Source organism: Streptomyces sp. Act143 (assembly GCF_003143935.1).
GTDB lineage: Bacteria > Actinomycetota > Actinomycetes > Streptomycetales > Streptomycetaceae > Streptomyces.
Genome location: NZ_QFRX01000001.1, coordinates 2,345,211 through 2,370,149, shown reverse-complemented (window position 1 = coordinate 2,370,149; position 24,939 = coordinate 2,345,211). Strand labels below are relative to the sequence as shown.

At 72.2% G+C, this 24,939-nt stretch carries 19 protein-coding genes; 7 read left to right on the top strand and 12 right to left on the bottom strand.

Annotated elements, in window-relative coordinates; genetic code table 11:
• The first annotated feature begins 69 nt into the window (after positions 1-69).
• Positions 70-4,953, top strand: a complete 4,884-nt coding sequence (locus DI272_RS10655; protein ID WP_109495118.1) for a DNA/RNA helicase domain-containing protein — start codon at positions 70-72, stop codon at positions 4,951-4,953.
• A gap of 15 nt (positions 4,954-4,968) precedes the next feature.
• Here the strand turns inward: DI272_RS10655 and DI272_RS10650 are convergent, their stop codons facing one another.
• Positions 4,969-5,409, bottom strand: coding sequence for an Immediate-early protein 2 (locus DI272_RS10650; RefSeq protein ID WP_109495117.1), 441 nt, complete (start codon positions 5,407-5,409; stop codon positions 4,969-4,971).
• 185 nt (positions 5,410-5,594) lie between these two features.
• On the opposite strand from DI272_RS10650, the gene DI272_RS10645 reads away from it, so the two are divergent.
• Positions 5,595-6,605 (top strand): DUF2278 family protein, encoded by a 1,011-nt coding sequence (locus DI272_RS10645; RefSeq protein ID WP_109495116.1) that lies wholly within the window; start codon positions 5,595-5,597, stop codon positions 6,603-6,605.
• A gap of 64 nt (positions 6,606-6,669) precedes the next feature.
• Here DI272_RS10645 and DI272_RS10640 read toward each other — a convergent pair whose 3' ends face one another.
• Together DI272_RS10640 and DI272_RS10635 are read right to left on the bottom strand one after the other, a co-directional pair.
• The gene (locus DI272_RS10640) at positions 6,670-7,458 is read right to left on the bottom strand and encodes a polysaccharide deacetylase family protein (RefSeq protein WP_258314517.1); all 789 of its coding nucleotides are present in this window, start codon (positions 7,456-7,458) and stop codon (positions 6,670-6,672) included.
• Between the two features lie 84 nt (positions 7,459-7,542).
• A complete protein-coding gene (locus DI272_RS10635; protein WP_258314516.1) occupies positions 7,543-8,985 on the bottom strand; it encodes a family 43 glycosylhydrolase in 1,443 nt (480 codons plus the stop codon).
• Positions 8,986-9,231: 246 nt separating this feature from the next.
• On the opposite strand from DI272_RS10635, the gene DI272_RS10630 reads away from it, so the two are divergent.
• Together DI272_RS10630 and DI272_RS10625 are read left to right on the top strand one after the other, a co-directional pair.
• Positions 9,232-9,651, top strand: a complete 420-nt coding sequence (locus DI272_RS10630) for a hypothetical protein (RefSeq protein ID WP_109495113.1) — start codon at positions 9,232-9,234, stop codon at positions 9,649-9,651.
• 118 nt (positions 9,652-9,769) lie between these two features.
• On the top strand, positions 9,770-10,462 hold the full coding sequence (locus tag DI272_RS10625; RefSeq protein WP_109495112.1) for an alpha/beta fold hydrolase: 693 nt from the start codon (positions 9,770-9,772) through the stop codon (positions 10,460-10,462).
• Between the two features lie 9 nt (positions 10,463-10,471).
• On the opposite strand, the gene DI272_RS10620 is transcribed toward DI272_RS10625, so the two are convergent.
• Genes DI272_RS10620 through DI272_RS10610 form a run of 3 tightly spaced genes read right to left on the bottom strand, consistent with a single transcriptional unit; the run spans position 10,472 to position 13,456 of the window.
• On the bottom strand, positions 10,472-11,587 hold the full coding sequence (locus DI272_RS10620; RefSeq protein ID WP_109500778.1) for an FAD-dependent monooxygenase: 1,116 nt from the start codon (positions 11,585-11,587) through the stop codon (positions 10,472-10,474).
• A gap of 53 nt (positions 11,588-11,640) precedes the next feature.
• The gene (locus DI272_RS10615; RefSeq protein ID WP_109495111.1) at positions 11,641-12,669 is read right to left on the bottom strand and encodes an L-idonate 5-dehydrogenase; all 1,029 of its coding nucleotides are present in this window, start codon (positions 12,667-12,669) and stop codon (positions 11,641-11,643) included.
• A gap of 16 nt (positions 12,670-12,685) precedes the next feature.
• Positions 12,686-13,456, bottom strand: a complete 771-nt coding sequence (locus DI272_RS10610) for an SDR family oxidoreductase (RefSeq protein ID WP_109495110.1) — start codon at positions 13,454-13,456, stop codon at positions 12,686-12,688.
• A gap of 54 nt (positions 13,457-13,510) precedes the next feature.
• Between DI272_RS10610 and DI272_RS10605 the strand changes: the two genes are divergently transcribed.
• Entirely contained in the window at positions 13,511-14,290 is a 780-nt protein-coding gene (locus DI272_RS10605) for an IclR family transcriptional regulator (protein WP_109495109.1), read from the top strand.
• Between the two features lie 67 nt (positions 14,291-14,357).
• On the opposite strand, the gene meaB is transcribed toward DI272_RS10605, so the two are convergent.
• The 5 genes from meaB to DI272_RS10580 all read right to left on the bottom strand — a co-directional run bounded on the left by meaB (position 14,358) and on the right by DI272_RS10580 (position 20,888).
• The gene (gene meaB, locus DI272_RS10600) at positions 14,358-15,350 is read right to left on the bottom strand and encodes a methylmalonyl Co-A mutase-associated GTPase MeaB (RefSeq protein ID WP_109495108.1); all 993 of its coding nucleotides are present in this window, start codon (positions 15,348-15,350) and stop codon (positions 14,358-14,360) included.
• Complete coding sequence (gene scpA, locus DI272_RS10595; RefSeq protein WP_109495107.1) at positions 15,347-17,521, bottom strand: methylmalonyl-CoA mutase; 2,175 nt, start codon at positions 17,519-17,521, stop codon at positions 15,347-15,349. The genes meaB and scpA overlap by 4 nt, the downstream gene beginning before the upstream one ends.
• Entirely contained in the window at positions 17,518-19,320 is a 1,803-nt protein-coding gene (locus DI272_RS10590) for a methylmalonyl-CoA mutase family protein (RefSeq protein ID WP_109495106.1), read from the bottom strand. The genes scpA and DI272_RS10590 overlap by 4 nt, the downstream gene beginning before the upstream one ends.
• 112 nt (positions 19,321-19,432) lie before the next feature.
• A complete protein-coding gene (locus DI272_RS10585; protein ID WP_109495105.1) occupies positions 19,433-19,696 on the bottom strand; it encodes a GlsB/YeaQ/YmgE family stress response membrane protein in 264 nt (87 codons plus the stop codon).
• Positions 19,697-19,802: 106 nt separating this feature from the next.
• Positions 19,803-20,888 carry an acyltransferase family protein gene (locus DI272_RS10580; RefSeq protein ID WP_109495104.1) on the bottom strand — a complete coding sequence of 362 codons (1,086 nt, stop codon included), beginning with the start codon at positions 20,886-20,888 and terminating at the stop codon, positions 19,803-19,805.
• Between the two features lie 226 nt (positions 20,889-21,114).
• On the opposite strand from DI272_RS10580, the gene DI272_RS10575 reads away from it, so the two are divergent.
• On the top strand, positions 21,115-22,452 hold the full coding sequence (locus DI272_RS10575) for a hemolysin family protein (protein WP_109495103.1): 1,338 nt from the start codon (positions 21,115-21,117) through the stop codon (positions 22,450-22,452).
• Positions 22,449-23,471, top strand: a complete 1,023-nt coding sequence (locus DI272_RS10570; protein ID WP_109495102.1) for a hemolysin family protein — start codon at positions 22,449-22,451, stop codon at positions 23,469-23,471. Before DI272_RS10575 ends, DI272_RS10570 begins: the two co-directional genes overlap by 4 nt.
• A 24-nt stretch (positions 23,472-23,495) precedes the next feature.
• On the opposite strand, the gene lpdA is transcribed toward DI272_RS10570, so the two are convergent.
• Positions 23,496-24,908 (bottom strand): dihydrolipoyl dehydrogenase, encoded by a 1,413-nt coding sequence (gene lpdA / locus DI272_RS10565; protein ID WP_109495101.1) that lies wholly within the window; start codon positions 24,906-24,908, stop codon positions 23,496-23,498.
• Positions 24,909-24,939: the final 31 nt, after the last annotated feature.

Sequence of the window (24,939 nt, the reverse complement as noted above, 5' to 3'; positions counted from 1 at the left end):
TCGCCCCTGTGGCGGCGTATCGGCGTGCGTCCCCCGAGCGTGTTCACACGCCGATTCTGACGGACGCCCGTGTCGTGGGCCAAGGAGTCGGAGATACTCGGCACCGTGGAGGGGGATTTCGTCGAACCCGGGCTCTTCGAGGCCGCGCTGCCGCTGCTGGGGCGGCTGTTCGAAAACGAGCCGATGCCTGTCGGCAGCGAGGAACTGGCTTCCGTAGCACAGGAGTTCGTGCGTCTGGTGAGGCGGCGAACGGCGGGGCACCCCGGCGCCGTCGCCCTGTCCGACGAGCAGGTGCCCGCCGTGCTCGACGTGGTGGACGGGGCCGTGCGCGCCCTGGCCCGCTGGGCACCTGCCGACATCCGGGACTGGGCGGCGGCACATGTCGGCCTGGCCGAGCGGTTGTTGGCCGAAGTGCAGCATCAAGGGCTGTCCGCGCGGCAGAAACAGGAGGCGCGGCGCCTGCTGACGGACGCCTGCCGTCTCGTGCTCGACTTCGTACGGAGCGGCGACGCCCTCGACGCCGGGTTCGAACGCCGGTACCTGGAGTACGTCACCGCGGAGTACGGCAGCACACGCCTCTTCGGCGCACCCGCCGGTGCCGGCTCCGCGGTCGGACTCGACGCGACCTACGTCTCGCCGGTCGTGGTCCGCCGCGCCTCGGACCGCGAGGCGCGGCCGCAGTCGTTCGACGAGGTCCTCGCCGAGAACTCCCGGCTCGTGCTGCGCGGCACGGCGGGCGCGGGCAAGACGACGGTGCTGCAGTGGATCGCGCTACGGACCGCGAGGGACGGCGGAGCGAGACCGCCCCACCAGCCTGCCCTCGTGCCGTTCTTCCTGCCGGTGCGCGCCATGGTGCGGCAGGGCCTCCTGCCGGGGGCCTCCGACCTCCTGTCGGCGGCGGGCTGCCCGTTCTCCCCGCCCCCGGCCTGGGCACGGCGGGTGCTGGCAGAGGGCCGCGGCGTCCTCCTGGTCGACGGCGTGGACGAGGTCCCGGAGGCCGAGCGTGCCCACGTGCGCCAGTGGGTGGGAGAGATGTGCGAGGCCTACCCGCTGAACCGCTGGGTCGTCAGCTGCCGTACCAGGGGCGTGGGAACGAGCTGGCTCTCCGGCCTCCACTTCGTCGACGTGCAGCTCGCCCCCTTCTCCGCGGCCGATGTGCGCCGTGCCGTACGGCGCTGGTACGGGGCGCGGCGTGGACGGACGGTGGCCGACGCACGGGCGGAGGGGCTTCTGACGCTGCTGCGCGAGCGTGCCGACCTGGCGGAGATCGCCACCACGCCCTTGATGTGCACCGTCCTGTGCGCCCTGCACGACGAGCACGGCGGACAGCTGCCGATGACACGCGCCGACCTGTACGCGGGCCTTCTCGGAATGCTGCTGGGCAGGCGGGACGCCGAGCGGGGCATCGCCCCGGACGTCCGGGGCCCGCTCCCGGAGGCAGTGCAGGTGACGCTGCTCGGCGACCTCGCGTACTGGATGGTGCGCAACTGGCAGAACGCCGTGTCGTACCGCCGGGCCTGCCTCGTGATCGACGACAGCAGGGCACGCATGGCCGACGTGCCCGCCGCGGAGGAGGCCCTGGCCCATCTCCTCAACCGCTCGGGTGTGCTGCGGTCGCTGCCCGACGGAGACATCGACTTCCTCCACCGCCCGTTCCGCGACTACCTGACGGCCCGTTCCCTGGTCGAGAGCGGTGACTTCGGGCTGCTGGCCGAGCGTGCGCACGACGACCAGTGGCGGGACATCTTCCTCTGTGCCGTAGGGCTGGCGAGGCCCGGCGAACGCGTGATGCTGCTGCAACTCGTCCTCGACCGCGGTGACGCGGCGGGCCGACGGGACTCCGCCCTGCACCTCCATCACCTGGCCGCCCTCGGCCTCGCGGAGGCCCCGGTGCTCGAACCGCGGCTGGCCCGAGCCGTCAGGGAGCGCATCGCGAGCCACCTGCCACCCCGGACCGACGCGGAGGCGACCGCGTTCGCCCTGCTCGGCACGACGGTCCTCGAAGCGCTCCCGCACCCGGCGCAGGTCCCCCCGGAGGAGACCGGTGCCCTCCTGGACCTGCTCCGTCGCATCCCGGGACCGGCAGCCGAGGCGGCCGCACGCCGCCTCACACCGCCGTCCGGCCGGGCCGCCCTCCCGACGGCGCTCAGGGGCCTGCCCCCACCCGCTCCCGGCGCCCGCGCCCTGGCCGTCGCCCTCAGCGTCGCCACCCGTATCGAACCGGAGTTGATCCGGGCCGTCCGGCTGCGGGTGTTTCCCCTTCTGGACGCGGGCGACGAGGCGGACCTCTGGTTCAGCGCCTGGACGGCGACCCGAACGCCGCAGGCGATGGCGCTGCGCACCGGACTGCTGCCGATGCTGCGGGCCGAACTGGCCGGCCTGCTGGCGACGAGCCCCCCGGACGACCCGCTCTGGCGGCTCGGCTCCGTCGTGGAACGCGTCCACGCCCACATCTCACCCGCGCTGCGCGTCGAGGAACGACTCAACTGGCTGGATGTGACCGGGGCGTTGAGCGCCGAGAACGGTGCGGCGACCGTCGACGCCCTGCTGCTCCCCGCCCTCCGCGCGCTGGTGGAGGAGGACCGTGAGGGCATCGCCGACTGGCTGGCCGGTGCCTGGCCCCGGCTCCCCGAGGCGGTGCGCGCGAGCACCGGCGCCTGGCAGTTGGTCACGGCGGCTGTGCACCGCGTACCGGACGTCGCCCTGGACCGCCGTCCCGGCCCGCCCGGGGTCACCGCGGACGACGTGGCCGTCATCGTGGACGCGGTGGGCGACGCCTTGCTGACGGTGTCCCGGCCCGCCGGCTCGCTCGTTCTGGGAGCCGAGCCGGCCACCGCCCACGACACGGCGATCCTCGTGCCGGACACGCATCCCCGGGTCGTGGAAGTGCTGGGTGACGGGGCCGCGTTCCGCACGGTGACGATCCCGCCGGGCGAAACCCGGTCCGTGCCGGTGGGAGACGGGCCGGTACGCCTGCGGACACCTCGGGGGGACGTCTACGAGGTGGGACCGGCGGCAGGGGCGGCGACCCGCGGCTCCGGTGGGCCGGGCGCGCCCGGTGGAACGGGGCAGCCGGGTGACACGGGACAGTCCGGTGGGCCGGGACAGTCCGGTGGGCCGGACCCGGAAGAGCCTGGAGCGCGGCATCCGCGCAACGGCTCCTTCCTGCTGCGCACTTCCGCCCGAGCCCTGGGCGCGACCGTGGCCGAGGTCGCGTCGGACGTGTGGCGGGCGGAGGTCCGGAAACGTGAGTGGGCCGTGCCCGACACCACCCGGCTGGAAGAGCTGCGCGACGACTTCGCCGTGCTGGCCTCGGTCCTCCGCGATGCCGGACTCGAAGCGGTGACGGTGCTGGTGGGCGAACTCGGCGGCCCGGCCGACGGGCCCGCGGACGTGACGCTGGCGGGCTGGGACCCCGCCAACGGCGAACCGGCCTATGTGTGCGTCGAGTTGAGAGGCTGGCCGCAGCTCATCGAGGACCCTGACGAGCCCCGTCTGGTCCGGTTCTCGGCGGACGAAGGCTTTGTGGTCCACCCCTTGGAGCGAGCGCGCGCCCGCCGGGACCACCTGCACGCCATGAACGTGCCGTTCCGGCGCCGCTCCACGACGGTCGACGTGGCGGCCTTCCTGTGGAGGGCAGCCGGCAGGAGCCGGGGGGCCTCCGAGCGGATCTTCCTCGCCGACGAGCGGGCACTGCTCGTGAACTGGCTGCGCGACCGCGTCGCCGTCAGGCCCGGCACGGACGCGGCCGACCTGCTCCTGGCGGCAACCCAACGGCCCCTGCCGAACGTGCTGACGGCCCTCGGCAGCAGCTACGGGCCGACCCTGCCCTTCCCTCCCCGCGGCGGCCAGACACTCGTGGTGGGCCTGGCCATGGCCGCGCTGCGCAGGCGGGAGAAACGGGTCGTCGTGGTGGACGGCGCCGCGGGCACGGGAAAGACGAGCGCGGCGCTGAGGCTCTTCCTGGAGGTGTGGCAGATGGGCGGATCCGCGGTCTACGTCTCCGCCTGGTCCCCCTTCCGGGAGAGCGTGCGGGACGCGCTGAACGGCATCGCCCTGCGGGTGACCGGCCACAGGGGCGCGCCCGCGGACAACGGCCTGGGCGGCGCGACGATCGGCCCGCCCCCGAGCCATCGGTTCGACCTGCTGGTCTTCGACGGCGGACAGGTCGGGCAGACCACGAAGAACGTCTGGGGCGCCCCATGGTCCGCGGACCGGCAGGTCGACGAACTGCTCGACGCCGCCGATGTGTGCGTCTTCCTCGTGGACGAGCGCGCGACCCTGCGCCCCGAGGGGACGCCGAGCGCCGACGTGATCCTCGCGGCCGTGGAGGAGCGTGGCCTGCCCTTCGAAACGGTGACTCTGGACGAACCACTGCGGTTCGGCGGAAGCACCGCCTACCCGCGCTGGGTCTCGACCTTGCTCGCCCCCGGCGAGGACGCCGCGCCCTGGATCCCCGACGACCGTCACACCGTCCTCACGGCCGACGGCCCCGCCGAGATGGAGGCGTTTCTGAAGGCCCGCGGAGAGGAGGGCTCCACGGTACGGATGACGGCCGGGGTGTGCTGGCAACCGGGAGGCGGCGAGGACTCGGGCGTACGCGTGGGGGAGTGGCACCGCCCCTGGCAGGCGCCGGCGCACCCGACCGCGAGGCTCGACCGGATCGGCAGCCCGCAGACCGTACAGGGCTACGAGTACGACTGGTGCGGAGTGATCCTGGGCCCGGACCTGCTGCACCGCGACGGGCGGTGGATCACCGTGCCGCGGGCGAACGCCGAACCCAGGCTCCGGGCGATCGGGCTGACCGACGAGAGCGCCGACCCGTCGATCAGGAACGCCTACCGTGTCCTGCTCACCCGAGCCGCGACCGGCGTGGTCCTCTTCTCCACCGATCCGGAAACCCAGGAGGCCCTGCGCCGCCTCGTGCCGGGGCGCGTCTCCGACCACCGGTGACGCGGGGAGGCCCCCTCACGCCTTCCTGAGCAGTCCGTTCACCGCCCGCCCGAACACATACCGAGAAGCTCCCCGCACCACCGGATCCACCACCCCCGGCAGAAGCCGGATCCCCAGCTGCTCCTGCCACACCACCCGGCTGCGCCCGCCCGGCCCCGGCGTCACCTCGATCTCCGCCCACCCGGTGACGACCCGCCCGCGCTTCTCCAGTCGGCAGAATCCGGGCGCCCCGTCCACCGGCGGACGCCACACCGTGACCTCCATACGGTCGTCGAAGGCCAGCGGCCCGACGCCCGTACGCGCCACGAACACGGTGCCCACGGCCGTCGGGCCCGGCGTCTCGACGGTGACCCGGGTCAGCGGCACCACGTCCCCGTGGCGGGGCCAGTCCGTGAGGCGGCGCCAGGTCTCGGCCAGGGGGAGCGGGGCCGTGCGTTCGAGGAGGAAGGTGACCACGCGACGATCTTAGGTAATCCAGGCTGTTCAGCGGCGTATTCACGGTCGGCTCACAGAGTTGGTCCACCCGCCCGTCGGCCGACCGGCGTACGCCGGTCGGATCGCGCCACCCGGTACCGCACGCGCGCCCTACGATTTCCCCCACGGATGGGCATTCCGCCCATCAACGGGGGGAGTTGATCGTCATGCCACTGAAGGCCTACGGCGTACTGATCACCCGGGCGGTCGACACCCGGCGCGAGGGCGCCGTCGACACCCCGCACTACCAGATCCATCTGACCGACGACCAGGGCGTCCACTACCGCGCCGCTGTCAACGTGCTGTCCCAGGAGCGCCCTTCCGAGCTGCTCTACCTCGTCGATGAGGACTTCCGGCACCCGGTCACCGCCCGGCTGGCGGGACTGGCCGGCGGGTGGAACACCCTGCCGCCCGGCCCCGGCGGGCCCAACCTCGACTTCGTGCGGGGCAACCTCTTCGACCCGGCGAAGCTGCGCACCCTGCCCCCGGACCTCCCGGGCGACGGCAACGACCTCGCCGACATCCTCGACCACTACGTACGCCGGGCCGTCGCCGATCCCGACGCCCGGCTGTACCTCTTCGGCGAGCGCTTCGGGCCCGAACCAGGCGTCAGGGACAAGGTGTTCGGCTTCCTCCCCGGCAACGGCATCCACGACATCCACATGAACCAGGGCAACGGCCGCCGCTTTCGCGGTGACGACGGAGTGTGGCAGGACGGGGGCATCCTCATCCGCTTCCCGGGCCAGGACCGCTGGGTCGGGATCTTCCTCGCCTTCCAGAGCCAGTCCTGGCACACCGACGACGTCACCGGGCACGCCCTGGAGGACGTCGACGGGAGCCGCCCCGAGCCGGGCGCCCTCCCGGTGCGGATCGTCGCCGCGCTCGTCAACCCGCCCGGACCGGCCCCCGAGGCCGAGACCGTCACGCTGCTCAACGCCTCACCGGACCCCGTCGACCTCACCGGGTGGCGCATCGGGGACCGCCTCGGGCAGAAGTCCCCGGTGCCCGCCGGAACGCTCGCCGCCGGGGCCTGTCGGCTCGTCCCGCTCGCCGGTGGCGCCCAACTCGGCAACCACGGCGGCGAGATCACCCTCTTCGACGCCAAGGGGCTGAAGGCGCACGGGGTTTCGTACACCGGGGAGCAGGCCGCGCGGGAGGGATGGACCGTGGTCTTCTGACCCCTCTCGCACCAGCGCCCCGCACCCGAACGGCGGCCGATCGGCCGGTCGGCCGCCGCACGCCTCAGCGGTACACCTTCCCCGGCTCCGCCTTCCCCGGAGCCAGCAACTGCGGCACCGTCACGAACACGTACCCGCGGGCCTTGAGCGCGTCGATGATTCCGGGCACGGCCGGCACCGTCCCGTCGTAGAGGTCGTGCAGCAGGATGATCCCGTCGCGGGACGCCTGCGCGAGGACGCGCTTCTGGATGAGGGCCGAGTCGTTCGTCTTGTAGTCCTTGGCGGTCACCGTCCACAGCACCTCCGACATCCCCAGCTCCTCGCAGATGTCGTGGACGTCGGTGTCCGTGCGGCCCTGCGGCGGACGCATGAGCGTCGGGCGCTTGCCGGTGAGGCGCTCTATCTCCCTGTTCGGGCGCTCCAGCTCCTCGCGTATCTCGTCCGGCTTCAGCTGGGTCAGGATCTTGTGGTCCCAGGTGTGGCTGGCCACTTCGTGGCCCTCGTCCGCCATGCGCTTGACGAGCTCCGGGTACTTCTCGATGTGCCGCTTGCCGAGGAGGAAGAAGGTCGCCGGGACCTGCTTCTCCTTGAGGATGTCGAGGAGCCGCGCGGAGTGCTCGCTGGGCCCGGCGTCGAAGGTGAGGGCGATGCACTTGGCGTGGCGGCAGTCGACGGTCCCGAAGCGGGCCTGGGCGGTGGCCGACGCGGCCTGGGCCCGGGCGGCGCTGGGCGCGGTCGTGTCGACCTTCGCGCAGCCGGTCAGCGACAGCGCGAGACACGCTGCCGCCGCCGACATCAGCGCCGCTCGGAACCCGGCCCCCGTTTTGTGCATCTGGTTGGTCAGAGATGGCATGCCGGGACTATACACAGCGATTATACTCGCGGTTTATAGTCCACTGGCCATGCCCTCACGCCTGTCCTGCTGCCTCCGGGCTGCTCACTGGGCGTAGAACGTGGCGTCCCCCCGGTCCGTCGCCGTGCCGGGCGTCTGTACGTACAGCAGGTAGTCGTAGTGCCGTATGTAGCGCCCCGCGTAGTTGTAGGACTCGTACGAGACGCCCGCCGAGTCGGCCAGCCCGGACCGCCGGTAGAAGCTCGCGTCGGCGGCGAAGGCCGTCGTGCCGTCGTTCTTCTCCACCCACACCTCGAAGTTCTTGTGCCGCAGGTAGTAGCCGGGGAAGTTGGCCGACTCCAGGGAGACCGTGCCGGTGCCCGCGAGGCCGGTGACCACCCGGAACTGCGAGTCGGCGAGCGGCGAGACGTTCGCCTCGATCTTCGCCCGGTACTCCCAGTGCCGGATGAAACGGTCCGCGTAGTTGTAGGAGGAGAGGCGCTGCGGGGTGACGCCGTCGGCGACCGGGATGCCGAAGTCCGGGGTGCCGTCCGCCTTCCAGTACACCTTCTGCACGCGGGTGCGGCGGTTGGGGTCGTTCAGCGGGTCGCCGCTGATGTCCTTGTAGCTGCGGTCGTGGTAGACGAGGATGTCCGACTTGCCGTCCTCGGACGTGGTGAAGGAGTTGTGGCCCGGACCGTACTGCGAGGTCGAGGCGTTGCTCTGGAACACCGGCGTCGAACTCTTCGTCCAGGAGGCCGGGTTGGTGAGGTCGGCCGTCGCCGACGCGGTCAGCATCCCCAGGCAGTAGTTGGCGTCGGTCGCCGAGGCCGAGTAGGTCATGAAGACCTTGCCGCCGTGCTGGATCACGGCCGGGCCCTCGTTGACCTTGTAGCCGACCGTCTCCCAGGACAGTGTCGGCTGCGACAGCTCGGCCGGAGTCCCCTGAATCGTCCAGGGGTTGGCCATCCTCGCGATGAAGAGGCTGGTGTTGTTGTTCTCCGCAGGGTTGCGCTGCGCCCACGCCAGATACCGCACCCCGTTCACCGTGAACGTCGTCGCGTCCAGCGAGAAGCTCTCCCACGTGGTGGTGATCTGGCCCTTCTCGGTCCAGGCCGCCGTCAGCGGGTTGGCGCCGGTGCCTTCGAGGACGTACATGCGGATCGCCCACACGTCACTGGTCGAGCCCGCGGCGAAGTAGACGTACCACTTGCCGTCGATGTAGTGGATCTCCGGCGCCCAGATGTGCGCGCCCATCACGCCGCTGCTGTGCTTGGTCCAGATGGTGACCTCGGAGGCCGTGGACAGCCCCTGGACGGTGGTCGCCCGGCGCAGCACGATGCGGTCGTACTCGGGGACGGTGGCGGTGAAGTAGTAGTAGCCGTCGGTGTGTTTGAAGATGTGCGGGTCGGCCCGCTTCTCGGCGATCGGGTTGGTGTACGTGACCGCGGGGGAGTCGGGCACGGCGGCCTGGGCGGGGGCGGTGCCCAGGCTTGCGGTGAGTGCCACCAGCAGAGCCAGCAGCAGCCGAACGGCGGTGCGTCTCAAGGGAGTTCTCCAGAGGGGATCGGGGCGCGGAGGTCGGAGTGCGGGCATCACGGGGCGGTGCTTCCCGAGGCATGTCCGAGGCATACGAGACCACCCCTGTCCGTAATGTCGAACACAGTTCGTGATGCCGGTCAGAAGATAGGGATGGGGCATGTTCCCGTCAACGGTTTGGCCGACCGAGCTCCGGGTGTGCCGTACAAGTACGTACGATCTTGGAAGTCGATGGTGTCGCGGGGAGGGAACGGCGTGAGCGTGCCGAGAAGCCGGGTCGTGTTCGGGGCCGCCGGAGCCCGGCCGTGCACCCTCGTGCTGTGCCGGGGCTGCTGCTGCGGCGACGCGCGCAAGCACCCCGGCGTCGACCACCAGTGGCAGCTGGACCGGCTGCGGGCCGCCGCCGCGGAGTCCGCGGGGCGTCTCGCGGTCCGTACGACCGACTGTCTCGGCCCCTGCGACCAGGCGAACGTGCTGGTCGTGCAGCCCTCCGGCGAGGGCCGGCGGCGCGGCGGCCGGGCGACCTGGGTGGGCTGGTCCGGCGACGACGCCTGCACGGACGACGTGCTGGAGTGGGTGGCGGCCGGCGGCCCCGGCCTGGCCGAACCCCCGGCCACCCTCACCCTCCAGTTCATCCGCCCGCCCCGCCCGGAGCTGCGCCGCGCCCGCCGCTGAACGTGCCGCGGACCGCCGGCCCGGAAGCCCGTCACCCACTGCGGCGCCCGCCATGTCCCCGTCCGGGAGGCACCCCGCACACTGACTGCAGCACACCCACCGGAGCGAAAGGAATTCCGTGCAACTCCACACCCGTGAATGGGGTACCGGTGACCGGACGGCCCTGCTCGTCCACGGCATCATGTCCGACTCCCGCACCTGGCGCCGCGTCGGACCGGCCCTCGCGGAGCGCGGCTACCGGGTGATCGCGGTCGACCTGCGCGGCCACGGCCGGTCCCCGCGCGGCGAGTACACCCCGCGGCACTTCGCCGACGACCTCGTCGACACCCTGCCGGCCGGCGCCGACGTGGCCGTCGGGCACTCCCTCGGCGGACTCGCCCTGTCCCTGGCCGTGGAACGGCTGCGCCCGCTGCGGGCGGTCTACTCGGAGCCGGCCTGGTCGTCCGGCGACGACGAATCGCCCCTGGACCCCGAGGCGTTCGCGTCCGCCAAGAACATCACCCGCGAGCACATAGCGCAGTCCAACCCGCTCTGGGAGGACCAGGACGTCGACGTCGAGGTGGCCACACTGGCCGACTGGGACGCGGACACCTCGTACTTCCTCGACGGCCGGCCGCTCGCCTTCGTCCCCGACCGCCCGTCCGTTCCCTCCCTGGTGCAGCTCGCCGAGTCCAGCCTCCTGGAGTACGCCGCCGAGGTGGAGCGGCTGCGGGCGAGCGGGTTCGAGGTGCGCTCGGTCACCGGGGCGGGGCACACCATCCACCGCGACGACTTCGCGGGGTTCATGAAGTCACTGGACGGCTGGATCTGACCGGCCCGCTCAGGCGGCCAACCTGCTCTCCCAGTCCAGCACTTGGACGAGGTCGTCCTCACCGGGGCGGGGCGCGCCGGTGGGGCGGTCGCCGCGGGAGATGGCCCCGCTGACGGTGACGTTGTGCTCCACGCGCGGGCGGCGCAGCGCCTCGTAGCGGGCGAGCGCCGCGCCGGTGTCCGGCGCGTCCCGCAGCGACTTGGCGAGGACGACCGCGTCCTCCAGCGCCATCGAGGCGCCCTGGCCGGTCGCGGGGGACGCCGCGTGGGCCGCGTCGCCGACGAGCACGGTCCGCGCGGAGCGCCACGGGGTGCCGACGGGTATCTCGGCGGCGTCGGTGACCAGGACGTCGTCGCGGGTGGCGGCGACGATGTCCGCGGCGGGCCCGGCGTCCTCGCTCAGCAGCTCCACCAGCGGCTCCCGCCAGCCGCCGGGCGACTTCGGCGGTACGTCCGCCACCCGCGCGAACCAGTACGTCTCCCCGTCGGGTGACACCGCGTACCCGAACGCGGTCCTGCTGCCGCGCACCATGGTGATCTGCTCGGCGGCGCCGGACGGGCGGGCGGTGCGGGTGTAGCCGTAGAAGACACGCTGCCCGGCGTAGCGCGGACGGACCTGCGGGGCGATCGTGCGCCGGACGGTGGAGTTCAGGCCGTCGGCGCCGACGAGCAGGTCGGCCGTGATGCCGCCGCCGTCCGAGAAGCGGGCGGTGACGCCGCCCGGGCCCTCCTCGACGGCGGTGAGCCGCACCCCGTGCCGGATGTCGATGCCCCGGCGCACCGCCTCCGCCTGGAGCGCCGCGTTGAGGTCGCCGCGGCGCAGGCACCGGAACCGCAGCCGCGGATCGTCGGCCTCGCCCAACGGCCCCCGCCCCAGCTCCTCGCCCCTCGCGCCGAGCACCCGCATCTCCCGCAGCGGGAACCCGACCGCGCGGACGGCGGCACCGGCGTCGATCTGGGCGAGGGCCCGCATGCCGTTGCTCGCCAGCGTGAGGAACGCGCCCAGATCCTCGGCCGAGTCGGGATGCGCCTCGCACACCACGACGTCGGCGCCCGCCTTGTGCAGGGCCAACGCCGTTGCCGTACCGCCGATTCCGCCGCCGATGACCATCGTCCGTATGCGCATGTGATCGAACGTACCCGCCACAACTGCCTGGCGGTGAGCAGATGTTCGGACGGTCAGGCGCCCGACAGGTCCAGCAGCACCTTGGAGGCCACCGTGCGGTCCTGGGCCGCGGTGAACGCGGCGACGGACTGCTCCAGCGGGAAGGTGTGCGTCACGACCGGGTCCACGGGCAGGCCCTCCGCGAGCAGCGCGAGCGCCTCGTCGAACTCGGTGTCGAAGCGGAAGGCGCCGCGCAGTTCGAGCTCACGGGTGACCACGGCATTGCCCAACAGCCCGATCTCGCCCGGCGGGAGCAGGCCGAGGAGGACGACGGTGCCGCCGCGGCGGACCCGTTCCACACAGGTGCGCAGGCCCGCCGGGGCGCCCGACGCCTCGATCGCGAGGTCGAACTCGCGCGTCCAGGCGGGGTCTTCGGGGCGGTCCGCCCGCGCGGTCGCCGTGGCGCCGACGGCGGTCGCGATCCGCAGCGGCTCGTCGAAGAGGTCGCTGACGACGACCTCGGCGGCACCCCGTCGCCGCAGCGCGGCGACGACCAGGCAGCCGATCGGCCCGGCGCCGGTCACGAGGACCCGCCTGCCGCGCACCTCGCCCGCCCGGCCGACGGCGTGCAGCGCCACCGACAGCGGCTCGGCGAGGACCGCGCGCCGCAGTGCGAGGCCCGGGGGCAGCGCCCGGATCTGCTCGGCGGGCACGGTGATGGTCCGGGCGAACCCGCCCTGGACGTGCGGGGTGTGGGCGGCGCTGCCCAGATAGCGGGTTCGGGCGCAGATGTTGCGGCGCCCGCCGGTGCACTCGGAACAGCTGCCGCAGGGCGTGGCGGGGTGGACCGCGACGGCCGTGCCGGGCGCCGGGCCGTCGGCGCCGGGGCCGAGGGCGGCGACGTGGCCGACCACCTCGTGGCCCAGCACCATGGGCTCGCGCAGGGCGAAGTCCCCCACCCGGCCCCGGTGGTAGTAGTGCAGGTCGCTGCCGCAGATCCCGCCGAGGGCGACGGTGACGGCGATCTCACCGGCGCCGGGGCCGTCGTACGGCCGCTCCTCGACCCGGAGATCACCGGCTCCGTGGACGACACACGCGTGCATGAAGGCTCCTTGAGGGCTACAGGACGGAGAGCATGCCGCCGTCGACGTACAGCAGTTGGCCGTTGACGAAGTCGGAGGCGGGGGAGGACAGGAAGAGCAGGGCGCCGACCAGGTCCTCGACCCTGCCCCAGCGGCCCGCCGGGGTCCGCCCGCGCACCCAGGCGCTGAACTCCTCGTCGGCGACCAGGGCGGAGGTCAGTTCGGTGTCGAAGTAGCCGGGGCCGATGCCGTTGACCTGGATGCCGTGCGGGCCGAGGTCGGCGCACATGCCCTTGGTGAGCATCTTCAGGCCGCCCTTGGTGGCGGAGTAGGGCGCGATGCCGGGGCGGACGGCCTCGCTCTGCAGCGAGCAGATGTTGACGATCTTGCCGTGGCCGCGCGGCACCATGCGCCGGGCCACCTCGCGGCCCACGAGGAAGGCGCTGGTGAGGTTGGTGTCCAGCAGGCCGTGCCAGTCCTCGTCGGTGAAGTCCAGGAGTGGGGCGCGACGTTGGGCGCCGGTGTTGTTCACCAGGATGCCGATCGGTCCGGCGCGGTCCTCGACGCGGGCGACGGCTTCCGCGACCGCGGCGGAGTCGGTGACGTCGAAGGCCTCGGCGCGGACCCGGTCGCCGAAGGCGCCGGCCAGTTCCTCGCGGGCGGTCTCCAGGGCGTCGGCGTCACGGCCGTTCAGGACGACCGTGCAGCCCGCCTCCAGCAGCCCGGTGGCCAGCGCCCGGCCGATCCCGCGGCTGGAGCCGGTGACCAGGGCCACCTTGCCGGTGACGTCGAAGAGAGGATGACTCATCGCTGTTTTTCCATTCAGTGGAAAACCTATCCACTCAATGGTAATCTGTGGGCCATGAGTGACACCAGTGAGGTGCGTGAGGTCCCGTCCGACGTCGTGGGCCGGGCCATCCGACTGCTCGTCCTGGTCGGCGAACACCCGCACGGCATCACGCTGTCCGAGCTGGCCCGGGCCAGCGGGGTCGCCGTCAGCACCGCGCACCGACTGGTCAACTCCCTGTGCCGGGAGGGCCTGGTGGAGTTCGAGACCGCGGGCAAGCGCTACAAGCCGGGGCTCCGGCTGTTCCGGCTCGGCCAGCAGGCGGGCCAGGTCTACGGCTTCGCCGGCACCGCCCTCCCCGTCATGCAGCGCGTGACGCGGCAGACCGAGGAAGCCACCCTGATGTCCGTCCTCGACGGCACCCGCCATCTGTACGTGCACTACGTGGACGGCCCCCTGCCGGTCGGCGTCCGCAGCGACCCCGGTCACCACGGGCCGCTGCACTGCACCTCCATGGGCAAGGTCCTGATGGCCTTCGCGCCCGACGACGTCCGCGAGGATCTCCTCGACCGCGTCGAGCTCACCCCGCACGGCCCGCGCAGCATCACCGACCGGGACGTCCTGCGCGAGGAGGTCGCCCGCGCCGCCGGACGCGGCTGGGCCACCGCCGACGAGGAGCACCACGCGGGCCTGCGCGCCGTCGCCGTGCCCGTCCTGCGCCCCGACGGCACCGTCTTCGCCGCCCTGTCCACCGCCGCGCCGGCCTTCCGCCGCAGCATGGCCGACATGGTCGCGATGGTGCCGGTGCTGCGGGCGGCGGCCGACGAACTGGGGGTCAGGCTGCCGGCGCGGTGACGGCGGACCGCTCCGCCAGGTGCGACAGAGCCCCGGTGTGCAGCGGAACTCCCATGAGCGAGGGCCCTCAGCGGCCCTCGGTGCCGGACGCCCCGAACGCCTTCAGGATGCGCTCGGCCGCCAGCGTGGCCGTCAACTCGCCTTCCCTGACCTGCTGTTCGAGCTCGGGGGCGAGCGCGCGTACCGCCGGGTCGGCGTGCAGCCGGTCCAGGAGTTCGTCGCGGACCATGCTCCAGGTCCAGTCGATCTGCTGGTCGCGGCGCTTGGCGGTGAGGCGGCCGGTGGAGTCCAGCAGGGTGCGGTGCTGTTCGATCCGCTCCCAGACCGTGTCCAGGCCGGTGGACTCCCGGGCGCTGCAACTCAGCACGGGCGGGGTCCAGGCCGGGTCCGGCCCGTGCATCAGCCTCAGCGCGCCCGCCAGTTCACGGGCCGCGGCCCTGGCGTCGCGTTCGTGCGGGCCGTCCGCCTTGTTCACGGCGATCACGTCGGCCAGCTCCAGGACGCCCTTCTTGATGCCCTGGAGCTGGTCGCCGGTGCGGGCCAGGGTCAGCAGCAGGAACGTGTCGACCATGTTCGCGACCGTGGTCTCGGACTGGCCGACGCCGACGGTCTCCACCAGGATCACGTCGTAGCCCGCGGCCTCCATCACCACGATCGACTCACGCGTCGCCTTGGCCACCCCGCCCAGCGTGCCCGCGGTGGGGGAGGGGCGCACGAAGGCCGCCGGGTCGACGGCCAGGCGCTCCATGCGGGTCTTGTCGCCGAGGATCGAACCGCCGGTGCGGGTGGAGGACGGGTCCACCGCCAGCACCGCCACCCGGTGACCGAGGCCGGTGAGCAGGGTGCCGAAGGCGTCGATGAAGGTGGACTTGCCGACGCCGGGCACCCCGCTGATCCCGATCCGCCGCGACCGGCCGCTGTGCGGGAGCAGCGCGGTGAGCAACTCCTGCGCCAGCACCCGGTGTTGCGGCCGGGTGGACTCGACGAGCGTGATGGCGCGCGCGATGATCGCCCGCTTCCCGTCGAGCACGCCCTTCACATACGCGTCGACATCGATCACAGGTCGTGCCCGAGGTCCGACGACAGCCGCTGCACCAGATCGTGGGCCGCGTCCGGGATCACCGTCCCGGGCGGGAACACGGCCGCGGCGCCCATCTCGAGGAGCGTCGGCACGTCCTGCGGCGGGATCACCCCGCCGACCACGATCATGATGTCCTCGCGCCCCTCCTCGGCCAGCTGCTCCTTGAGCGCCGGTACGAGGGTGAGGTGACCGGCCGCCAGCGACGACACCCCGACGATGTGCACGTCCGCCTCGACGGCCTGCCGGGCCACCTCGGCCGGGGTCTGGAACAGCGGGCCGACGTCGACGTCGAAGCCGAGGTCGGCGAAGGCGGTCGCGATGACCTTCTGGCCGCGGTCGTGGCCGTCCTGGCCCATCTTGGCGACCAGGATGCGCGGGCGCCGGCCCTCCGCCTCCTCGAAGGCGTCGACCAGGGCGCGGGTGCGGTCCACGGACGGGGACTCCCCTGCTTCGTTGCGGTACACGCCGGAGATCGTACGGATCTGGCTCGCGTGCCGGCCGTACACCTTCTCCAGGGCGTCGGAGATCTCACCGACGGTCGCCTTGGCGCGGGCCGCGTGCACGGCCAGCTCCAGCAAGTTGCCCTCGCCGCCCGCGGCCCGGGTCAGTGCGTCGAGCGCGTCCTGGCAGGCCCGCTCGTCCCGCTCGGCGCGCAGCCGGCGCAGCTTCTCGATCTGCTGGGCGCGCACCGAGGAGTTGTCGACCTTGAGGACCTCGATCGCCTCGTCGCTCTCCACCCGGTACTTGTTGACGCCGATCACCGGCTGCCGGCCGGAGTCGATGCGGGCCTGGGTGCGGGCCGCGGCCTCCTCGATGCGCAGCTTCGGGATGCCGGCGTCGATGGCCTTGGCCATGCCGCCCGCCGCCTCGACCTCCTGGATGTGCTGCCAGGCCTTGCGCGCGAGGTCGTACGTCAGCTTCTCCACGTACGCGCTGCCGCCCCACGGGTCGATGACCCTGGTGGTGCCCGACTCCTGCTGGAGCAGCAGCTGGGTGTTGCGGGCGATGCGCGCCGAGAAGTCGGTGGGCAGCGCGAGCGCCTCGTCGAGGGCGTTGGTGTGCAGTGACTGCGTGTGGCCCTGCGTCGCCGCCATCGCCTCCACGCAGGTGCGCGTGACGTTGTTGAAGACGTCCTGCGCGGTCAGCGACCAGCCGGAGGTCTGCGAATGGGTGCGCAGGGAAAGGGACTTGGTGTTCTTCGGGTCGAACTGCCTGACCAGCTTCGCCCACAGCAGGCGCGCCGCGCGCAGCTTGGCGACCTCCATGAAGAAGTTCATGCCGATCGCCCAGAAGAACGACAGCCGCGGCGCGAACGCGTCGACGTCCAGGCCCGCTTCCCGCCCCGCGCGGATGTACTCCACACCGTCGGCGAGCGTGTACGCCAGCTCCAGGTCGGCCGTCGCACCGGCCTCCTGGATGTGATAGCCGGAGATGGAGATGGAGTTGTACCGCGGCATCCGCTGCGAGGTGAAGGCGAAGATGTCGGAGATGATCCGCATCGACGGCTTCGGCGGATAGATGTAGGTGTTGCGGACCATGAACTCCTTGAGGATGTCGTTCTGGATGGTCCCGGCCAACTTCTCGGGCGGCACGCCCTGTTCCTCGGCGGCGACGATGTACAGCGCCAGCACCGGCAGGACGGCGCCGTTCATCGTCATCGACACGGTCATCCGGTCCAGCGGGATGCCGTCGAAGAGCTGCCGCATGTCGTAGAGGGAGTCGATGGCCACGCCGGCCATGCCGACGTCACCGGTCACGCGCGGGTGGTCGCTGTCGTAACCCCGGTGCGTGGGCAGGTCGAAGGCGACCGACAGGCCCTTCTGGCCGGCCGCGAGATTGCGGCGGTAGAAGGCGTTGGACTCCTCGGCCGTGGAGAACCCCGCGTACTGGCGGATGGTCCAGGGCTGGTTGACGTACATCGTCGGGTACGGGCCGCGCAGATACGGCGCCACACCCGGGCGGGTGTCCAGGAAGTCCAGGCCCTCCAGGTCCTGCCCGGTGTAGAGCGGCTTGACCGGGATGCCCTCCGGGGTCTCCCAGAGCAGGTCGGCGCCGTCGGCGGCCTTCTTGACGGCCGCCTGCCAGTCGTCGGCGTGGCCGGTGGCGGCCGGAGTTCCGAGATCGATCCCGGAGAAGTCGGGGACGGTCATCGGGCGACCCCCAAGCGGTCGAGAGCGGCGGACAGTACGGAGACGGCGTCGCATCCGGCGAAGACGTAGGAGTCCACGCCCGCGTACTCCGCCGGACGGCCGGCGAGGAAGACGTGCGTGGCACCCGCCTCGCGCAGTTCACGGGCGGTGTCCTCGGCCTGTTCCGCGTACAGCGCGTCGCTGGAGCACAGGCACACCTCGGTGGCACCGCTCTCCTCGAACGTGCCCTCGGTGACGGCTTCGATGCCGCCCGCCTGGAAGAGGTTCGCGGCGAAGGTCAGCCGCGCGGTGTGCGCGGCGGCCGGGCCGAGCGCGGCCAGGTGGACGCGGGGGCGGGTCCCGGTGGCGGCCAGGTGGGCGTCGGAGCGGGCGCGCAGTTCCTCGAAGGCCTCGTCGCGGCGGACCCGCGGCAGACCGCCGGACAGCGGCTCCGGGGCGGGCTCACGGACGACCGGCTTCTCGGCCAGGTGCGGGAACTCGCTGACGCCGGTGACCGGTTCGCGCCGCTTGGCGAGCTTCTTGGAGCGCGCCGCCCAGGTCGTCGCCAGGTCGGTACGCAGGCGGCCCGAGCGCAGCACGGCCGCCTGCCCGCCGTCCCGCTCGATGGTCCGGAAGAACTCCCAGCCCGCGTGGGCGAGTTCGTCGGTCAGCCGCTCCACGTACCAGGAGCCGCCCGCCGGGTCGATCACCCGGGACAGATGCGACTCCTCGATGAGGATCGTGGAGGTGTTGCGGGCGATACGGCGCGCGAACGCGTCCGGCAGCCCCAGCTCCTGGTCGAAGGGGAGCACGGTCACGGCGTCGGCGCCACCGGCCCCGGCGGCCAGCGTCGCGATGGTCGTGCGCAGCATGTTCACCCACGGGTCGCGGCGGGTCATCATCACCGGCGACGTCACCGCGTGCTGCACCTGGGCGCCCGCCTTCGGCACCCCGCACACCTCGGCCACCCGCGCCCACAGCCGGCGCGCGGCCCGCAGCTTGGCGATGGTCAGGAACTGGTCGGCGGTCGCCGCGTACCGGAACTCCAGCTGGGCGCAGGCCTGTTCGGCGCTCAGCCCGGCCTCGGTCAGGGCCCGCAGATAGGCCACGCCGGTCGCCAGCGAGGCCCCCAGCTCCTGCGCCGCCGAGCCGCCGGCCTCGTGGTACGGCAGCGCGTCCACCGTGAGCGCGCGCACCCCGGGGTACCGCCGGGCGAGCTTCAGCACGGGGGCGAGGTCGTAGGACCGTCCGGTGCGCGCCTCGTACCCCAGCGGGTCGGCGCCGAGGTTGCCGCGGGCCGCGTCGGGGGCGATGCCGCGCTCCTCGTACAGCTTCAGCAGCTCCTGGGCGGCGGCCTCGGTCTCGGCACCCGCGTCCAGGACGACGGGCGCGAGATCGAGGTAGACGCCGTCGAGCACCCGGCCGAGGCCGGACACCTGGATGCCGCTGCCCTCGCCGATCGGCAGCCACACGGAGGTGACGCCGTTCTCCAGGTCGGTCAGGACGGCCTGGTTGTCCGCCGCCGCGTGGCGCTGCCGTACGTCCCAGCCGCCGACCGTGTTGCCCTGCGCCCGTCCGCCGCGTACGAACGGGGCGAAGCCGGGCAGGCCGGGGTCGGGTGCGGCATCGCGGGCGGTGTACAGGGGGCGGGCGCCGAGTCCGTCCTCCAGCGCGGTGGCCAGGGCATCCTCCGCCGCGCCGTCCGAGACCTCCTTGCCCGACTTGCGCAGCACCCCGGCCACCAGGTGTTGCCATTGTTCGTGTGTCGCGTCAGGGAACTCGGCGGCCAGCGCGAGCCCGTCGTCAGGCAGGACCGTCATGCTCGGATGCTAGGGCAGATCACTGAAGTTCCAGCAGAGCGCAAGGCTGTGACCTTGTTCTCGCTCGGAATGTGACCTGGCGCACTGGTCCGCCCGCGACGGGCCCGGCCGCTCAGTGACGCACCTTCACCTTGCTGATCGCGGCGACGCCGAGGGCGGCGAGGGCGATCTGGATGAGCCACTCGACCCAGTCGACACCCTTGGTGTCGGCGACGTCCAGGCCGGAGGCGATGCCGGTTCCGATGAACGCGGCGACGATGCCGATCGCGATCGTCCACAGGATGCCGATGCGCTGGCGGCCCGGGACGACGAGCCGGCCGAGAACACCGATCACGATGCCGATGACGATCGCGCTGATGACGCCTGAAATCTCCATGGGCGGTCTGTCACCCCTCACTCGTTGGTGACATACAGGTGCCCGCTCGCCCACATGTCAGTCCGCCGTTGTGCCCGAACGGTGAAGGCCGGGTGCCGCCGCCCGCTCAGGCCTCCCTGCGGAAGGCCCAGTTCATCCTCGGCTCCATCACGCACCGGAAGACCCGCCGCACCGGCGCCGTGCACAGCGCGGTCACCAGCGCTCCGGCGACGAGCGAGACGGCGATCTTGCCGAGCGGCCGGTGGAAGAAGTCGACGTGGGACCAGTGCCAGTGGTTGGCGGCCTGGATGACGAACCCGTGCAGCAGATAGCCGTAGAGCGTGCCCGCGCCCAGGGCGGTGAACCAGGTCCGGCGCCCGGGCACCCAGGACAGGAAGCAGGTGACCAGCACGAGGGAGCAGCCGAACAGGGCGAACGTCATCAGCGGCCCGTACCAGTCGGGCACGGCGAAGTCCGCGGCGGCGTCCTTGTGGAAGAACCACGCGTAGTCCATCCGCGGCACGGACCAGTAGGCGAAGGCGAGCGCGGCCAGGAAGACCGGCGCGGCGGCGAGCCGCACCCGCCACTGGCGCACCAGGCTGAAGTGCTTCGGCCGCAGGCACAGACCGAGCACGAAGTACGGCAGGAACTGGAGGGTGCGCTGGAGGTCGAGGTCCTTGCCGATGGACGGGGTGAGGGTGGCGAGGGCCGCGACGGCGAGGGCGACGGGCAGCGGCCACCGCACGGTCCGCCAGATCGGCGTGGTCAGCCGCCAGATGAACAGCGCGGCCAGGAACCAGGTCAGATACAGCGGGTCGAGCAGGCTGATCGCGCGGTCCGGTTCCCCGTCGGACCAGCGGGTGAACAGGGTGTACGCCGTCTCGAACACGATGTAGGGGACGACGACCCCGGTGACCAGGCGCCTGATCTTCGCCGGACTCGCGTCGAAGGTCCGGGAGAAGTAGCCGGAGATGATGATGAACGCCGGCATGTGGAAGGCGTAGACGATCGTGTAGAGCGCGGTGACCGCGCGGCTGTCGGAGCGCAGCGGCTCCCAGGCGTGTCCCATCGCGACGAGCACGATCGCCAGGTACTTGGCGTTGTCGAAGAAGGCGTCCCGCCGCGGGGGCCGCTCTGCCGCCACCGCTGTGGAACCCGCGGAGTGCGGGGCGCGTCTTACGGGAGTTGCAGGTGTGGTGGCGAAGCGCGGCATCCTGTCCGCCTTGCCGACTCCGGGCGACGTAAACCCCCCATCGGCGGAACAACCGCGGAGTCCCGGGCGTTGTGCTCTTGACCAGCCTGCTTTGCGCGCCCTTTACCATGGGGTGTGCAGCAGCCCGATCCGCCGATCCGTGAAGGAGACATGAACCCGCCATGGGTGAGCCTCCCAGTACCAGCCGTGCCGACACCCGCCCCTGCGAGGGAACGGGGGTGGCGCGGTGACCGAGGTCCTGCTGCTCCTGGCGGCCCTCCTGCTGACCCTGGCCTGCGCGGTGTTCGTCGCGGCCGAGTTCTCCCTGACCACCGTCGAGCGCGGTGAGCTGGAGCGCGCCGCCGAGGCCGGCGAGCGCGGGGCGCAGGGTGCCCTGGAGGCCGTACGCCGGCTGACCGTCCAGCTCTCCGGTGCCCAGCTCGGCATCACCGTCACCTCCCTGGTGATCGGCATGCTCGCCGAGCCGTCGCTGGCCGCGCTGCTGCGGGGCCCGCTGGAGGCCGCCGGCCTGGGCGGCGCCGCCCCGACGGTGGCGACCGTGCTGGGCGTGGCCCTGTCCACGGTCGTGCTGATGGTGATCGGCGAACTGGTCCCGAAGAACTGGGCGATCTCCCGGCCGCTGGCGGTCGCGAAGGTGGTGGCCGGACCGCAGCGCGGCTTCACGGCCGCCTTCGGCCCGTTCATCCGCCACCTCAACGACACCGCGAACCGCGCCGTACGACGCTTCGGCCTGGAGCCCGCCGAGGAGCTGGCCTCCGCGCGCGGACCCGAGGAACTGGTCGCGCTGGCCGAGCACTCGGCGGCCGAGGGCGCCCTGGAGGCGGACTCCGCCGAGCTGTTCGTGCGCACCCTGCACCTGGGCGAGCTGACCGCGCAGAACGTGATGACCCCGCGCGTCGACGTCCAGGCCCTGGAGGCGCACGCCACGGCCGCCGACGCGGCCAACCTGACGTACGCCACCGGCCTGTCCCGCTTCCCGGTCTACCGCGACAGCCTGGACGAGGTCGTCGGCACCGTCCACATCCGCGACGTACTGGCCCTGGAGCCGGCGGAGCGGGCCGTCACCCCGGTCACCGCACTGGCCACCGAACCCCTGCTGGTGCCGGACAGCCTCCCGGCGGACCGGCTGCTGGAGCGGCTGCGCACGACCCGCACGATGGCCGTGATCATCGACGAGTACGGCGGTACGGCCGGAGTGGCCACGATGGAGGACATCGTCGAGGAGGTCGTCGGCGAGGTCCGTGACGAGCACGACCCCGTCGAGGCCCCCGACCTGGCACCCGTCGGCCCCGGAGCGTGGGAGGCGGAGGGCTCCGTCCGCCTCGACGAACTGGAGGGGATAGGACTCGCGGCCCCGGACGGCCCCTACGAGACCGTCGCCGGGCTGGTCGCCACCCGCCTCGCGCGTATCCCCGCCAAGGGCGACGTCGTCGCACTCGACGGCTGGGAGCTCGACGTCCTGGAGGTCGAGCACCATCGCGCCGACCGTGTCCGCATCACCGCACCGGCACCGGAACCGACCCGGGTCAAGGTGCCGGTCCAGGCGGGGGAGGAGTCCCGGTGACCGTCCTGCAACTCGTCATCGGCGCCCTGACGCTGCTGACCAACGCGTTCTTCGTGGGCGGCGAGTTCGCCCTGATCTCCGTGCGCCGCAGCCAGATCGAACCGCGCGCCAAGGAGGGCGACAAGCGGGCCCGGATGACCCTGTGGGGCCTGGAACACCTCTCCGCGATGATGGCGACCGCCCAGCTCGGCATCACCGTCTCCTCGCTGGTGCTCGGCGCGGTCGCCGAACCGGCCATCGCGCATCTGCTGGAGCCCGGCTTCGAGGCGGCGCACATCCCGCACGGCCTGGTGCACCCGATCGCCTTCGTCATCGCCCTCGCCGTGGCGACCTATCTGCACATGCTGATCGGCGAGATGGTCCCGAAGAACATCGCGCTCGCGGCCCCCGTGCCGACCGCGCTGCTGCTCGGGCCGCCGCTGGTGGCGCTCACCCGGCTGCTGCGGCCGCTCGTGTTCGGCATCAACGCCTTCGCCAACACCCTGCTGAGGCTGCTGCGCGTCGAGCCGAAGGACGAGGTGGAGTCGGTCTTCACCGACGACCAGCTGGCCCGGATGGTCCTCGACGCGAGCGAGGCCGGGCTGCTCTCGCCCGCCGACGGCGAACGGCTCCGGGACGCCCTGGAGCTGGGCACCCGCCCGGTCGGCGAGATCCTCGTCCCGACCCGGCGGATGCGCACCGTCGACGCCTCCGTCACCCCGGCGCGGCTGGAGCGGGTGGCGGCCGAGGCGGGCTACTCCCGCTTCCCGGTCACCGGCCCGCAGGGCGCGCTCCTGGGCTATCTGCACATCAAGGACACCCTCGGCGTCGCCGACCGCGACCGGCCCTTCCCGCGCACCGCCCTGCACCCGGTGACCCGGGTCCGCATCGACACCCCGCTGGACGACACCCTCACCGCCCTGCGCGCCGACGGCAGCCATCTGGCGGCGGTGACGGGGCAGGCGGGTGCCGTCCTGGGGTTCGTGACCATGGAGGACGTGCTGTCCGAGCTGGTGGGGCCGGCGCCGGCCGCCCTGTGACGCCCGGCCCGGCCGTCACCCGTGTCACATGTTGATCATGTGGCCGGCCAGGCCGTGCACGGCCTCCTTGACGGCCTCGCTCAGGGTCGGGTGGGCGTGCACATTGCGGGCCACCTCATGGACGGTGAGGTCCCACTGCTGGGCGAGCGTCAGCTCCGGCAGCAGCTCGGTGACGTCCGGACCGATGAGGTGGCCGCCGATGAGCTCGCCGTACTTGGCGTCGCTGATCAGCTTCACGAAGCCGGTGGTGTCACCGAGGCCGTGGGACTTGCCGTTCGCGGTGAACGGGAACTTGGCGACCTTCACGTCGTACCCGAGCTCGCGGGCCTGGGCCTCGGTGTAGCCGAAGCTGGCGATCTGGGGCTGGCAGAAGGTGGCCCGCGGGATCATCGCGTAGTCGAGCTCCATCGTCTCGGCGTCCGCGAGGGTCTCGGCGGCGATGATCCCCATGGACTCGGCGGCGTGCGCGAGCATCAGCTTCGCGGTCACGTCGCCGATGGCGTAAAGATGCGGCACCGAGGTGCGGCAGCGGCCGTCGACGTCGATCGCGCCGCGCTCGGTGACCCGCACGCCGGTGTTCTCCAGGCCGTATCCGGTCACGTTCGGGGCGAAGCCGATGGCCTGGAGGACCTTGTCGGCCTCCAGGACCTTCTGCGAGCCGTCCTTGGCGGTGACGGTGACGCGGACCTGGGGGCCGGACTCGTCGATGGCGTCGACACGGGTGGAGGTGAGGACGTCGATGCCCAGCTTGCGGTACTGCCGGGCGAGTTCGGCGGAGACCTCGGCGTCCTCCAGGGGCGCCATGCGGTCGAGGAACTCGACGATGGTGACCTTCACGCCGTAGTGGTGGAGCACGTAGGCGAACTCGATGCCGATGGCGCCGGCGCCCGCGATGACGATCGACTGCGGGAGGTCGTCGGCGAGGATCTGCTCCTCGTAGGTGACCACCCGGGCGCTGCGCTTGGTGCCGGGCAGCAGCCTCGGGGTGGCGCCGGTGGCGATGATGCAGTGCTCGAAGCCGACGGTGCGGGTGTTGCCGTCGTAGTCGGTGACCTGGAGGGTGTGCGGGTCGAGGAAGGTGCCGCGGCCGTCGATCTCGGTGATCTTGTTCTTCTTCATCAGGTAGTGGACGCCCTTGACCCGGCCGTCGGCGACCTTGCGGCTGCGGCGGAAGGCCTCGCCGTAGTCGAAGGAGACCTGGCCGTCGACCTTGATGCCGAAGGTCTTCGCCTCATGCGTGAAGATGTGCGCCAGCTCGGCGTTGCGCAGCAGGGCCTTGGTGGGGATGCAGCCGACGTTCAGGCAGACGCCGCCCCAGTACTTCTCCTCCACGACCGCGACACGCTTGCCCAGCTGGGCGGCGCGCACGGCGGCGACATAGCCCCCGGGCCCGGCGCCGAGTACGACAACGTCGAATCGCTCGTCCTGCTCGACCATGGGTCGTCCCTCTTCCCTCTCATCAACTGCC